Consider the following 13,955-nt stretch of genomic DNA (forward strand, 5'->3'; position numbering starts at 1 on the left):
TTCCCGGTTTTCTGCCATTGAGACATCATGTCTTCCTTCCCGCAATCAATAATGTCACCATACACGAGTGATATCAACGCGCGGGACTCTCAGTATGTGAGAGTACGAGTGTCTACCCAGGCAAGTGATTCAGGTGAAAAGTCATGATGTCACATCAGCCGCCTGAATGAGTATGGGTAAATTGCCTAAATACCGGATGGTGAGTATCATCCCACCGCGCTTACGCGAATTTTATGAAGAATTGATAAATGGCACACCCTCAAAAATTTTCCCTAAAGTTGTTGCATCCCCGTTATTGGCTTACCTGGTTCGGTCTGGGTGTGCTGTTCTTGTTGGTTCAGTTACCCTATCCATGGTTACACGCTTTAGGCGGTTGGTTGGGGCGTCACTCCATGCGGTTTCTCAAACGCCGCGTTGCCATCACCCGCCGCAACCTTGAACTGTGTTTTCCTGATATGGAGAAAGGAAAACGTGAGCGCACAATTCTCAATAATTTTACCTCTGCCGGTATGGGATTAATGGAGACCGGTATGGCTTGGTTTTGGTCCGATGCGCGAGTTAGACGTTGGTTTGATGTCTATGGATTGCATAATTTGCAGCGGGCCAATGAGCATAACCAAGGCGTGATGGTTATCGGTATTCATTTTATGTCCTTGGAATTGGGGGGACGTGCGATGGGGTTATGTCAGCCCATGATGGCAATGTACCGGCCTCATAACAATAAAGTGATGGAGTTGGTACAAACGTGGGGCAGGATGCGCTCGAATAAAGCCATGCTGGATCGTAAAGATTTACGTGGCATGGTTCAGTCATTAAAACAAGGTGAGACGGTCTGGTTTGCCCCTGATCAGGACTATGGCCCAAAGGGCAGTATTTTCGCGCCTTTTTTCGCGGTTAATCAGGCGGCAACGACCCGTGGAACCTACACTCTGGCCAGACTGGCCAAACCCAAACTGGTCCCGGTGGTATTGATTCGTAAAAAAAATGGCAACGGTTATCGCCTATTGATCCAACCTCAGCTTGAGGGCTATCCGTTGGACAACGAGATGGCAGCAACCTGCTATATGAATAAAATAGTGGAACAGGAGATTATGCGCGCCCCGGATCAATATCTTTGGATGCATCGACGTTTTAAAACCCGGCCAGTGGGTGGGAGCTCTTTATACGTGTAGCCAGGTTACACCGAGTATGAGGTCTTTCTCTTCGTGGAGGGTAATCGGATGAAATAGGACTATTAATCGCTCTTGATCCAATGATCGTGCTATTGAATGTTTTTTATACTATCAGCCGTGAATGTATTTATATAGGATTCCTCGGAAATGAGTATAACCAGACATCAGGCTTGGATGGGAACATTCCTGTTAAGCAGTCTCTTTTGGATTGGGTTGGCCTATTTCATCACCCGGTTAATATAATGTTAAATTTACCCTGAGCCGTGTTTATGTCCATACCGCTAGCGGTGGCTATAAAGCAGTCATAGTTCAAGGTTTCGATCATCGTAGTATCAAACACAATTTTCAGAATAATCTTAAAATGTGTTTTTTGAGGCTTGTAAGGTTTTTTGCGGGAAAAGATGAGTGTTTTTTATCAAACGTGTCTTAAAAAATCATTGAAAAAAAACAGTATTTTTAATTTATCCCTCGATGCGTAGCAATACAGTGGCGCAGAACAGTATGATTTATTAAATCTTGTTACCAATATTACAAAAAATTACCAGTACACCGCCTGTCCCGATTCGCTACACTAACAGCCGTTCTATTTTCACTTGTTTAATAACCCCAAAATTATTTTATAGGCAAACTATGTTACGCAATGGCCGCTCTCGGGCAGTATCGCTTTTAGCTATCCTGGGAATGTCCCTGGCTAGTTTTTCGACTTTTGCTGATACCGATATCTTCACCGCGTTAGATGATCCGTCCACCGCAAAGAAAAGTTTCGATGGCAATGTCCTCGGTAGCTACAATGCCCAGCACGGCAACTCCACCAGTTCCGCGCTTGCTGCCAGTAGCACCATGACTTGGTTTCAGCCAACCAATGCGTACAGCATTTGGGGGGAAGCAACCAATAACTCGACCAATGATGAACGCTCGGCAGAAAAATACCAAGCCGGTGCCCGTGCCCGCCATAATATGGATGCTAATAACTTTCTGTTTACCCAAGGCAGTTGGTTGAGTGACCGTTATAATGGTTATCGCTCGCGCTCCACGCTAACCGCCGGTTACGGTCGTCAGGTTTTAAGTGGCCCGGTTGCCCGCTTGCGGTTGGAAGCCGGTCCTGGCGTTCGTCACGATGAGTTCTCAGATGGTGGACGGCAGACCAAAGCCTTGGCCTACGCAGCAGCGTCTTATTCCTATCAACTGACCGACTCTACAGAGTTTATCCAAGGTGTCTCGTTGCTGGGTAATAATGATTTGACGGCTAACTCCGAGACGGGTTTGAACGTGAAAATCAACAACCATTTCTCGTTGAAAGTGACCTATGACGTCACCTACAACAGTAATACACCGTCTACTGCGCCTAAACATACCGATACTAAAACGGCTGTTTCGCTGGTGTACGGCCTGTAATTACCGAGTGATTTTAGGCTAAAATATTATTTTAGCCTAATTTGTCACGTTTTAACGATCTTACACTGGACAAAGAGCTTACCAATTGCTGTACTAGTACCCGACACAGAATTTGTGTCTATCATTTATAGAAAGGTAAGTTTGATGTCTAAGATTAAAGGTAGCGTTAAGTGGTTCAATGAATCTAAAGGGTTCGGTTTCATTACTCCTGAAGATGGCAGCAAAGACGTTTTCGTTCATTTCTCCGCCATTCAGAGTAATGGTTTCAAAACGTTGGCAGAAGGTCAACGTGTGGAATTTGAAATCACTAACGGCGCCAAAGGCCCTTCAGCCGCTGACGTTATAGCTATACAATAGCATAGCCAGGTCTCTGAAAAACCCGCTTAAGGCGGGTTTTTTTTGCGCTGGATTGCCGGTTGTCTTACAGTATAACCGGGGGACCAAACAGATTCACCAGCCCCATGGCTAACATCGTCATGGCTAGCGAACCTACAAGGTTCAGCACAATATTCAGCCCTGCCCACAGCATTTGTCCACCCATCATCATGGTAACCGCTTCAGCGGAAAAGGTGGAAAAGGTGGTTAATCCGCCGCAAAATCCCGTAGTAATAAGCAATTTCCAGGCAGGATCGATATGCGTTGTGCGCATAAACAGCGCCAGGAACAGGCCAATAATAAATGCCCCGATGAGATTAACTGTCAACGTACCGATAGGGATAGGCAGACCGCTGCCACTTAACTTCAGACTAATGAACCAACGTAGCACACTGCCAAGCCCACCACCGATAAAGACCGCCGAAAATAAGTTAAACATAAAAACCTTTCGCTTTAAATAAGAGACAAAAACTCAGAAAGGCGAACATGATGCCACGTTCCCCTTGCCAAGCAGGATCACGTAGACATCATCAGCCAAAACGGCGGTTAAAGGAGGAATGCCATCTCCTATAATCATTATACAATATTTTGGCTTAACGCAAAGTGTCGTCATTTTGGTAGGTTAGTCGTAGCGTGTTGGCAAGGTATATTCTTGGGTGGTTTTATGCGCGATCATACAAGTGAGCGGCTGTTGCTGTCTTCCATAACCATAATGAACAGGAGAATCGATGATGAAAGTCGCATTAGGACAATTTGCCGTAGACCGGGACTGGGAAGTCAATTTGACCACTTGCCTCGATCTTATGGTGCGCGCCCAGAAGGGCGGGGCTGATTTGCTGGTATTGCCGGAGGGTATTTTGGCGCGGGATATTGCCGACCCCGATCTGGTGCTAAAAGCGGCGCAGCCTTTGGATGGCCCCTTTGTTAGCCGGTTGCTCGCCGCCAGCGCTGGCACAAACCTGACGACGATGATGAGTATCCATACGCCAACCGGCGATGGGCGAGCGTTCAACGTGCTAATAGCGATACGTAATAGTGAGATTATCGCTCAGTATCGCAAGCTACATCTTTACGATGCCTTTGCCATGCAGGAATCCAAAAATGTGTCCCCGGGTCACGACGTGCCACCTTTAGTGGAGGTGGCGGGAATGAAGGTGGGGATGATGACCTGTTATGATGTGCGTTTTCCCGAATTGGCCCGCCGGCTAGCCCTGGATGGCGCGCAGGTACTGGTTCTGCCCGCTGCATGGGTCAAAGGGCCGTTAAAGGAAATGCATTGGGACGTACTGGTCACTGCACGGGCACTGGAGAACACCTGTTATCTGGTGGCGGTGGGGGAGTGTGGCGAGCGCAGTATTGGTAATAGCATGGTGGTGGATCCGCTGGGCGTGGCTATAGCCCGTGCGGCCGAGGCTCCCGCACTGATATTTGTTGAACTTGACGCTGAGCGTGTAGCCCATGCCAGACGCGTATTGCCGGTTCTGGACAATCGCTGTTTTGCCACGCCGCAGTTGTTTACCAAGTGACGAGGCTGATTTGACCGATGCATTGGCTCAATTCCGGGCGCGGCAGGTAAAAGTGTTACAGATATCGTTTGTAATGCTGAGGGAATCGCGGTAAAAAGCGGTAAATGTTAATAACCGCTGTTTTTATCAGCAAGCGTTAATCAAGAAGGTGAGTATGGAAGGTTTAAGCATTACCAAACTGTTAGTCATCGGCGCCTTAATCGTGCTGCTGTTTGGCACCAATAAATTGCGTAGCCTCGGTGGTGACTTGGGTGCGGCCATCAAGGGTTTTAAAAAGGCCATGGCCAGTGATGATGCCCCAGTTCAGAAAACGCAAACTGACGATGCGCTAGCGCCAAAGATTACAGAACACAAAGACTAGTTTTGCTGCTCTGTCCGTTGGACTTGCTGCTGGGCTTGTAATATCAACGGATTTATCTGGCGATGGGGTGTGAAGGTGCCCCGCACAGGTTCGTTACGACTATAGCGAGAAATGGCTAAATAAAAAAAGGATGGTCAATAACACCATCCTTTTTTGCTGCACCGCCGTAAACATGTAACTAAATGTGTTAATGGTTATTTAACTTCAATTCCTTTTGCCTGCAGATCTGCGTGGTACGACGAACGGACAAACGGGCCGCAGGCGGCATGGGTAAAGCCCATAGCCAGCGCTTCGCCTTTCATATCATCAAACTCTTGCGGACTAACATAGCGTTTTACTGCCAAATGATGGCGACTCGGTTGTAAGTACTGCCCCAGTGTTAACATGGTTACACCGTGCCGGCGTAGGTCGCGCATGACCTCGACGATTTCGTCGTTGGTTTCCCCGAGTCCCACCATTAGCCCGGATTTGGTTGGCAATTCAGGATTGTCTTGCTTGAAACGCTCAAGTAATTTCAGCGACCATGCATAGTCGGCTCCTGGGCGCACCTGACGGTAAATCCGCGGTACATTTTCCAGATTGTGGTTAAATACATCGGGCGGTGCGCTGTTGATAATCTCCAAGGCCCGATCCATTCGACCACGAAAATCCGGTACCAGGGTCTCAATTTTAATTGAAGGACTCTTGAGACGGATGGCGCTGACGCAGTCGGCAAAATGCTGGGCGCCGCCGTCACGTAAATCGTCGCGATCTACCGAGGTTATCACGACGTAACGCAGCTCCATATCGGCGATGGTCTGGGCCAGTTTTTCCGGCTCATTGGCATCGGGAGCATTGGGGCGGCCATGGGCAACGTCGCAGAACGGGCAACGGCGAGTACAAATGGCGCCGAGGATCATAAAGGTGGCGGTGCCGTGATTAAAACATTCGGACAGATTGGGACAGGATGCCTCTTCACATACCGAGTGCAGGCCGTTTTTACGCATTGCAGCCTTGATCCCTTGAATACGCGTGGAATCCGACGGCAGTTTGATCTTCATCCATTCAGGTTTGCGCAATATATCTTGACGCTCAACCGCCACGGTTTTGATGGGTATCAAAGCCATTTTATCGGCGTCGCGGTATTTAACCCCGCGTTCCATTTGTATCGGTTTGCTCATAAGCTTGCTGGTCCTGTCCCGAATTGGACAAAATGAAGCTGAATGCCTTCACTTTGTTACGTGATTGTTCAATATATTTGATAAAACATCAAAAATTATAACATGTTTACTCTGCGCTTTTCAGCCCAAAAAAGCGATTATTACTAAAGCTTCACTGGCGGATCGCTTCACGGTTGAACTGAATAATCCTCTGCGTGCCAGGGTAATGGCTGATGTGGTGGGTTACCCAGTAAATCGAGCAGCGCCGTCACCAGTACTGGAGTCACGTCGTTCAGACCGGTGCCTGGGCGTAACGCGCTGACCTGAGTCATCCGCAGGCCGGCGTAGCCACAAGGATTGATACGCAGGAAGGGTTCAAGGTCCATCTCGATATTCAGCGCCAGTCCATGGAATGAGCAGCCCTTGCGAATGCGTAATCCCAACGAGCAAATTTTATCGTCGCCCACATAAACCCCCGGCGCGTCGGCGCGAGCACGGGCGTCGATCGCAAAGTGCCTGAGTGTGGTCACCACGGTTTGTTCGAGTAGCGTGACCAGTTGTCTGACGCCGAGTTTACGACGTTTGAGGTTCAGCAGCACGTACATAATCTGTTGCCCGGGGCCATGGAACGTAACCTGGCCACCGCGATCGCTCTGGATCACCGGAATATTGCCGGGTGCGAGGATATGTTCGGCTTTACCCGCCTGGCCTTGGGTAAATACCTGCGGATGCTGGACCAGCCAGATTTCATCCGCCGTGTCGGCGTGCCGTTGGTCGGTAAAATTATGCATGGCCTGGGAAACCGTGCTGTACGGTTGCAATCCAAGCTGGCGAATGATCAGTATATCGTGTGGCACCTGTGAACCTCCGGCTTAGAGAACCATGCGAACCCGTTCAATATTGCCCAATTCCTCATACAGCGTTTCAACTTGCTCGATATGCGTTGCGGTAATGGTGATGGATACTGCCTGGTAGTTGCCTTTGCTACTGGGTTTGACCTGCGGGCTATAATCACCGGGGGCATGGCGTTGTATGACTTCGACCACTTGATCGACCAGTTCCGGGCCGGCCATGCCCATCACTTTATAAGTGAACTCACAGGGAAATTCGAGCAGTTCATTAAGTTTGGTTTTCATTAGCGCTCCGGATAACTTGCGGACCCGGGCTTGGTGAGGATTGCGGGGCCGTAAAGATCACTCCCGCCTGGGCGGGAGTGATGATGGATGGGGTATTATAGGGGGGTGGGTTTACCCCTGACAAGCATCGGCTGCACTATGCTTCACTATGCTGCACTATGCTTCACTATGCTTCACTATTTAGCACTAGGCGAACCAATGATGGAACATCAGTTTAATATAATCAACCAAACGGCTGAAGATATTGCCTTTCGGCACTTCGTTTAATACTACCAGCGGGCGTTGATCTATGGTCTTGCCATCGAGCTGGAAATTAATCGTACCCACCTGCTGGCCCTTGGCCAAAGGTGCATGCAGCTCTTGGTTGTTAAGCGTGTAGCTGGCTTTTAGATCTTTCATCCGACCGCGGGGGATGGTCAGATAGACGTCGGCATCAACTCCCAGTTTTACGCTGTCGGTATCGCCAAACCATACCGGTTCAGTGGCAAAGTCTTTGCCGGCTTTAAGTGGCTCCACGGTTTCGAAAAAGCGAAAACCCCACGTCAAGAGCTTACGGGATTCATTTTCGCGTCCCTTGGCTGAATGCCCACCCATCACAGCGGAAACCAGGCGCATTTGGCCTTCGGTGGCTGACGCGACCAGGTTGTATCCCGCAGAACTGGTATGGCCAGTTTTGATACCGTCCACATGCAGGTTGGTATCCCACAGTAATCCATTGCGGTTCATCTGGCGGATATTATTGTAGGTAAACTCTTTTTCTTTATAGGTGGCGTACTCATTCGGAACATCACGAATAAGCGCTTTACCAATCATTGCCATATCATGGGCGGAGCTGAATTGGCCCGGCGCATCCAGACCATGGACGGTTTCAAAATGTGTGTTGGCCAGGCCCAGCGCCTTGACGTAGTTGTTCATCAGACTGACAAATGCGTCTTGACTACCCGCAACATAATCGGCCATGGCGACACAGGCATCATTGCCTGATTGCAGAATAATGCCGCGGTTAAGTTCCGAAACCGGCACCTTATCCCCGGGTTTGAGAAACATCAGTGACGAGCCTTTGAATACCGGATTGCCGGTCGCCCATGCGTCTTTATTTACCGTGACAATATCGTTCGGCGTGATCTTGCCCGATTTGATGGCCTGGCCGATGACATAACTGGTCATCATTTTGGTCAGGCTAGCGGGGTCACGGCGAGCGTCAGCATTCTGCTCTGCCAGCACTTTGCCGGAATTATAGTCAACCAGGTAATAGGCTTCAGCATCAATTTGCGGCACGCCGGGGATCATCGTCTTGATATTGACATCTTCAGCATGGCTATAAGATAAGGGAATTAGCGCGATAAAAGTGCTTAAAACTAAGCGCTTGAATAAAAGGTGGCTCATTACTTTATTCATGTCAGGACAATAGCATCCGTAGGAGTAAGTTGAAATCGTGCCACACTATAGCAGAACTAAAAAAGCGTCACATTAGGCAATCCGTTACCTAATGTGGGTTAACCTTTTAATAATGTTTCAGCGTGGCCGTGAAAATATACCTTAAATAATTCGAATTGCCGCCAGGCGGCAAACCCGTGACAAATCTGTCAGCAACAGATTTGTACAGCCCTCGCGCAGGTCCGCAGGGTGAACCTCAAGATGATGTTCATCAATTCCTGGCAGCAGAGATGACTATGTGACCAGGTGAGCGGGCGCAGCTAAGCTACCTGTGGCTTGACGTATGACGGGTATATCAGTTCGTCGCCGTGGTAATAAAGGATTGTTGCTGCTTGTCACTGAGTAAACGTTGCTGCAAGGTGCTCGCCTGCTGCTTGGAAGCGAACGGCCCTAGCTGTACCCGAAACAGGCTACCGTTGGTGGAGACTTTGCCCGGTACGCCGAAATGCTGGCTTAGGGTTTTTTGCCAGGTCAGTGCACGCTGTTTGTCACCCAGTGCACCGACTTGTACCATATAGTGGCCGGAAGCTGAAACGGCGGCGGTAGAGGCCACCACCGCGGGTGCCACCGCGCGGTTCGGGCTGGAGTGAACCCCCGTAGGCGGCACGGTATGGGCCGGTGTAGCGTGAACCACCGCCGGTGAAGGGGGGGGTTGTGAAACCGTGGTCGTGGGCTGACTGCTTTCAATCACCCCTGCCGGCAGCGCCGACGGAGCACCGAGAAAACCGCCACGACGAGTCTGGGTGTCGCTTGGGGCGGGTACCGGTGCTGCGTCGTCATCCAAGGCTGACGGTTGTGGCGATGGATCGGCCACCGGGCGTACCGACTCGCTATTTGGCGTCGGTGCCGACTGCAGCTCCGGTGTGCCCATGCCACCAGTGTCTAACGTGGGTCGGGACGGCAGGGCGTAGCTCTGCTTGGCCACCACAGTACCAACGGTACCCGGTCCCGATAGCGTGCCGTCCGGCGCAACCTGAATAAAGTCTACCCGCACCTTGGTGTTGTTGGAGATATTCAGCCGATCAGCAGCGGCACTGGAGAGATCAATAATACGGCCGGGCACGTAAGGACCGCGATCATTGACCCGGACCACTAACTGGCGACCGTTACTCAAATTGGTTACCCGCACATAGCTTGGCAACGGCAATGTCGGATGCGCGGCACTGAGTGTGCCGGCATCAAACGTCTCGCCAATTGCGGTTTTGTTGCCGCTGATTTCCGAGCTATAGGTGCTGGCAAGCCCGGTTTGCGAGAAATTTTGCGGGTCTTTAACGATGTGGTAGGTGTTACCGTTGACCTCATAATCCTGGCTGGTAGCCGGGTTATAAGGTTCATAGCGCGGTTGGACACCACTGATTTCCACTACCGGCCCGTTATAGGGCGCGGCCGATGTTGTTTGCGCCGGGGTGTTTTCCGTGGTGTTACATGCGGTGAGTGACAGCACCATGACGCCGACCCAATACCATTCCTTACGCATCGCTCACCTCTATAAATTTTTAGACAACATTTTCCGATGAGTATGTATCGACATTACGATACCAAACCCCGCCATCAGCACAATTAACGCTGATCCGCCATAACTGACCAAGGGTAGCGGGACGCCGACCACCGGTAAGATACCACTTACCATGCCGATATTCACGAAGACATAAACGAATAGAATCAGCATTAAACCGCCCGCCATGACCCGCCCAAAGGTCGTTTGCGCCCTGGCGGCGATCAATAGACCGCGCGTAATCACGCACAGGTATAGACCTAATAGCACCAGAACGCCAATCAGACCGAGTTCTTCAGCCAACACGGCGAAAATAAAGTCGGTATGCCGCTCCGGCAAAAACTCTAATTGAGATTGCGTGCCGTGCAGCCAACCTTTGCCGCTTAGTCCCCCGGAGCCAATAGCGATTTTGGACTGGATAATATGATATCCGGCACCTAGAGGATCGGTTTCGGGATTGAGTAACATCATGACGCGATCACGCTGGTAATCATGCATCAGGAAAAACCAGAGGATCGGTATAAAGGCGGCCACCAGCAACGCCGCCACGCCAATCAGCTTCCAGCTCATGCCCGACAAGAACAGGACAAACAACCCCGATGCCGCAATAAGAATAGCGGTGCCAAGGTCGGGCTGTGCCGCCACCAACAACGTGGGCAGGAAAATCAGTAGCAGGGCGATAGCGGTATTCTTTAGTGAAGGGGGGCAACTGTCCCGGTTGATAAAACGTGCCACCATCAGCGGCACCGCGATTTTTGCTATCTCCGAGGGCTGAAAACGCACAAAACCCAAATCCAGCCAACGCTGCGCACCCTTACTGACCTGGCCGAAGGCATCCACTGCCACCAGTAATATTATGCTAACAATATAGAGATAAGGTGCCCATGCCTCATAGACTCTGGGCGGAACCTGCGCCAGCACCAACATCACCATCAGCCCCATGAGTATCTGGCCGATTTTGCGCTCCATCATACCGACGTCCTGACCGCTGGCGCTCCACATCACTATGGCGCTATAGACTAATAGCAGCGTGATAAGAAAAAGAAAGGGTAAGTCGATATGGAGCTTATTCCAAAACGTGCCGTTTTGCTGATTATCGGTCATGATAGTTAATCACCCTCAACGCCGGGAGGAGCGGGTTGCTCGGCCGGTAAATCGGTTTTATTGTCACCCAGCATAATATGGTCCAGGATCTGGCGGGTAATCGTGCCCACAGACGGACCTACACCGCCGTTTTCCAGGATAACCACGACCGCCACAGTGGGTTTGTCATAGGGGGCGTAAGCCGTCATCAGTTTATGGTCGCGCAGGCGTTCGGCGATCTTATGCGCGTTATACACCTCGTTGGCTTTCAACCCGAAGACCTGAGCAGTACCGGACTTGGCCGCCACTTTATAGGGGGCGTCAGCAAAACTTTTCCGTGCGGTACCGTTGTTGCGATTGGCTACGCCATACATACCATCCTTGGCGACGTCCCAATAACCCGAATGTGGATCGCCAATTTGGGTACGTACCGGCGGAGAGTAAGGAACCAACTTGCCGTTTTCCCGTGTGCTATCGAGCAAATGTGGTATCCGCACCGCACCATCGTTTATCAGCGACATCAGCGCTTTGTCCATTTGGATTGGCGTGGCCGTCCAGTAGCCTTGACCGATACCTACCGGTATGGTATCGCCCAGGTACCAAGGTTTTTTAAAGCGTTTAAGCTTCCATTCCCGTGTTGGCATCACGCCGGCACGTTCTTCAGAGAGATCGATGCCGGTATAGGAGCCGTAGCCAAATTTGGACATCCATTCCGATAGCTTGTCGATTCCCATATCGTAGGCGACCTGATAGAAAAAAGTATCCGCCGACTCCTCCAGCGCCTTGGTAACATTGAGCTTGCCATGGCCCCATTTTTTCCAATCGCGATAGCGTTTTTCCGTACCCGGCAATTGCCACCAGCCGGGGTCGAACAGGGTAAAACTACGTGTGATGGTTCCCTGCGTCAGGGCCGATACCGCGATATAGGGTTTTACCGTGGAGGCCGGAGGATAAACCCCCTGAGTGGCGCGGTTGATCAGTGGCCGATCCGGATTCTGTAACAGGCTGCGGTAATTCTTTGAGGAAATTCCATCGACAAACGGGTTGGGATCGTAACTGGGGTTGGACACCAATGCGAGGATCCCGCCGTTACGCGGATCGCTTACCACGACCGCAGATCGGCTACCGACCAGTAGTTTTTCAATGTAGATTTGCAGTTGCAGGTCCAGCGTCAGGTAAATATCCTTGCCGGCCTGGGGAGGTTGCTCGTGGAGCTGGCGTATCACCCGACCGCGGTTATTGACTTCCACCTCTTCATAACCGGTTTTACCATGCAGGGTATTCTCATAGTAGCGTTCGATACCCAATTTGCCGATATCGTTGGTGGCGGCATAGTTGGCCAGTATACCTTCCTTATCAAGCCGCTCCACGTCCCTATCATTGATCTTGGATACATAGCCAATCACATGGGTTAACGCCGAGCCATACGGATAATATCGCCGCTGGTAACCTTTCACTTCCACGCCGGGAAACCTGAATTGATTCACCGCGAAACGCGCCAGTTGAACTTCGGTCAGGCCAACTTTTAGCGGCAGTGAGGTAAACCGGCGCGAGCGCTTACGCTCTTTTTGGAAGTTGGTTATATCCTCGTCGGTAAGATCGACAATGGGTGTCAGTGCTTTGATGGTGGCCGCTAAATCATCTACTTTTTCCGGTACCAGTTCGAGCTGGTATATGGTGCGGTTTAGCGCCAGCGGTATACCGTTGCGATCATAGATGATGCCGCGGCTCGGTGCGATGGGCACCAGCTTGATGCGGTTATCGTTGGAACGTGTGCGATAGTCTTCGAAACGGGTGATCTGCAGATGATACAGGTTAGCGACCAGCACTCCGCTCAACGCCAGGATACCGATAAACGCCACCAGTGCCCGGCGAACAAACAGTGCCGATTCAGCTGAATAGTCGCGAAAGGGGTTATGATCTATTTTCATTCCGCGGGATTATTTCACTCTGTATATCTTCACCGGTTTATTCCCGGTGATAAGGATGATTAGTAGTAATACTCCAGGCACGATACAGGCTCTCCGCGACTAACACCCGAACTAAAGGGTGAGGTAAAGTTAACGGCGATAACGACCAGCTTTGCTCAGCCGCCGCTTTACATGCTGGTGCCAGCCCTTCCGGACCACCGATCAGCAAGCTGACATCGCGCCCGTCCTGCTTCCAGCGCTCCAACTGTTGCGCTAGCATCGGTGTCTGCCAAGGGATGCCGGGAATATCCAGCGTCACGATGCGGTTAGCTTTGCCAACGGCAGCCAGCATCTGTTCACCCTCTTTTTCCAGAATACGTGTTATGTCAGCATTCTTTCCCCGTTTACCGGCAGGGATTTCAATTAATTCCAACGGCATATCTTTTGGAAAACGACGCAGATAATCCATAAATCCGGATTGCACCCACTCCGGCATGCGGGTGCCTACAGCAATCAGCTGAAGTCTCACCGGCTAACTCCAGAGCTTTTCCAATTCATAAAGCTGGCGGCTGTCCGCCTGCATAACGTGTACAATGACATCACCTAAATCGACCACGATCCAATCGGCGACTTTTTCACCTTCGACACCTAAAGGCATCATTCCGGCAGTACGGGATTCCTGTACAACGTGATCGGCAATGGACATCACATGACGACTAGAGGTGCCGGTGCAGATCACCATGCAATCCGTAATGCTGGATTTGCCGCGTACGTCGATGGAAATAATATCCTGGCCTTTCAAATCATCAATTTTATCAATGACGAACTCTTTGAGCATGTTACCTTGCAAAGATTCCTCCTTCGGTATGCTTTGCATGCGCGGACTGGGATGTCCACGCAAATATATGTGGGTTAGCGGACTGAAT

Annotated in this window: 15 protein-coding genes and 1 riboswitch; of the genes, 5 read left to right on the forward strand and 10 right to left on the reverse strand. The window is 50.7% G+C overall.

All coding sequences use genetic code 11. The features are described from left to right. Positions 1-248: 248 nt before the first annotated feature. The 3 genes from lpxP to cspE all read left to right on the forward strand — a co-directional run bounded on the left by lpxP (position 249) and on the right by cspE (position 2,924). Positions 249-1,172, forward strand: coding sequence for a kdo(2)-lipid IV(A) palmitoleoyltransferase (gene lpxP, locus SJI19_RS17115; protein ID WP_323479487.1), 924 nt, complete (start codon positions 249-251; stop codon positions 1,170-1,172). Positions 1,173-1,802: 630 nt separating this feature from the next. Continuing rightward, a complete protein-coding gene (locus SJI19_RS17120; protein ID WP_323479488.1) occupies positions 1,803-2,567 on the forward strand; it encodes a DUF481 domain-containing protein in 765 nt (254 codons plus the stop codon). A gap of 144 nt (positions 2,568-2,711) precedes the next feature. Continuing rightward, positions 2,712-2,924, forward strand: coding sequence for a transcription antiterminator/RNA stability regulator CspE (cspE, locus tag SJI19_RS17125; RefSeq protein ID WP_323479489.1), 213 nt, complete (start codon positions 2,712-2,714; stop codon positions 2,922-2,924). Between the two features lie 64 nt (positions 2,925-2,988). Here cspE and crcB read toward each other — a convergent pair whose 3' ends face one another. After that, entirely contained in the window at positions 2,989-3,381 is a 393-nt protein-coding gene (gene crcB, locus SJI19_RS17130; protein ID WP_323479490.1) for a fluoride efflux transporter CrcB, read from the reverse strand. Positions 3,382-3,456: 75 nt separating this feature from the next. Continuing rightward, positions 3,457-3,519, reverse strand: a riboswitch (Fluoride riboswitch). A gap of 154 nt (positions 3,520-3,673) precedes the next feature. Here crcB and SJI19_RS17135 point away from each other — a divergent pair. Together SJI19_RS17135 and tatE are read left to right on the forward strand one after the other, a co-directional pair. Further along, positions 3,674-4,468 carry a deaminated glutathione amidase gene (locus SJI19_RS17135; RefSeq protein ID WP_323479554.1) on the forward strand — a complete coding sequence of 265 codons (795 nt, stop codon included), beginning with the start codon at positions 3,674-3,676 and terminating at the stop codon, positions 4,466-4,468. A gap of 154 nt (positions 4,469-4,622) precedes the next feature. Next, on the forward strand, positions 4,623-4,829 hold the full coding sequence (gene tatE, locus SJI19_RS17140) for a twin-arginine translocase subunit TatE (RefSeq protein WP_323479491.1): 207 nt from the start codon (positions 4,623-4,625) through the stop codon (positions 4,827-4,829). Between the two features lie 194 nt (positions 4,830-5,023). On the opposite strand, the gene lipA is transcribed toward tatE, so the two are convergent. The 9 genes from lipA to rsfS all read right to left on the reverse strand — a co-directional run bounded on the left by lipA (position 5,024) and on the right by rsfS (position 13,879). After that, positions 5,024-5,989, reverse strand: a complete 966-nt coding sequence (lipA, locus tag SJI19_RS17145; RefSeq protein WP_323479492.1) for a lipoyl synthase — start codon at positions 5,987-5,989, stop codon at positions 5,024-5,026. 167 nt (positions 5,990-6,156) lie between these two features. After that, complete coding sequence (gene lipB / locus SJI19_RS17150; RefSeq protein ID WP_323479493.1) at positions 6,157-6,825, reverse strand: lipoyl(octanoyl) transferase LipB; 669 nt, start codon at positions 6,823-6,825, stop codon at positions 6,157-6,159. A 15-nt stretch (positions 6,826-6,840) separates the two neighbouring features. Beyond that, complete coding sequence (gene ybeD / locus SJI19_RS17155) at positions 6,841-7,104, reverse strand: DUF493 family protein YbeD (protein WP_323479494.1); 264 nt, start codon at positions 7,102-7,104, stop codon at positions 6,841-6,843. 186 nt (positions 7,105-7,290) lie between these two features. Then, positions 7,291-8,502, reverse strand: a complete 1,212-nt coding sequence (gene dacA, locus SJI19_RS17160) for a D-alanyl-D-alanine carboxypeptidase DacA (protein WP_323479495.1) — start codon at positions 8,500-8,502, stop codon at positions 7,291-7,293. A 334-nt stretch (positions 8,503-8,836) separates the two neighbouring features. Next, positions 8,837-10,018, reverse strand: coding sequence for an endolytic peptidoglycan transglycosylase RlpA (gene rlpA / locus SJI19_RS17165; RefSeq protein WP_323479496.1), 1,182 nt, complete (start codon positions 10,016-10,018; stop codon positions 8,837-8,839). Positions 10,019-10,027: 9 nt separating this feature from the next. Then, positions 10,028-11,140, reverse strand: a complete 1,113-nt coding sequence (gene mrdB, locus SJI19_RS17170) for a peptidoglycan glycosyltransferase MrdB (protein WP_323479497.1) — start codon at positions 11,138-11,140, stop codon at positions 10,028-10,030. Positions 11,141-11,145: 5 nt separating this feature from the next. Beyond that, on the reverse strand, positions 11,146-13,050 hold the full coding sequence (gene mrdA / locus SJI19_RS17175) for a peptidoglycan DD-transpeptidase MrdA (RefSeq protein WP_323479498.1): 1,905 nt from the start codon (positions 13,048-13,050) through the stop codon (positions 11,146-11,148). Positions 13,051-13,087: 37 nt separating this feature from the next. Beyond that, entirely contained in the window at positions 13,088-13,558 is a 471-nt protein-coding gene (rlmH, locus tag SJI19_RS17180; protein ID WP_323479499.1) for a 23S rRNA (pseudouridine(1915)-N(3))-methyltransferase RlmH, read from the reverse strand. Positions 13,559-13,561: 3 nt separating this feature from the next. Further along, entirely contained in the window at positions 13,562-13,879 is a 318-nt protein-coding gene (rsfS, locus tag SJI19_RS17185) for a ribosome silencing factor (protein ID WP_323479500.1), read from the reverse strand. Positions 13,880-13,955: the final 76 nt, after the last annotated feature.

Source organism: Acerihabitans sp. TG2 (assembly GCF_035013185.1).
Lineage (GTDB): Bacteria > Pseudomonadota > Gammaproteobacteria > Enterobacterales > Enterobacteriaceae > Acerihabitans.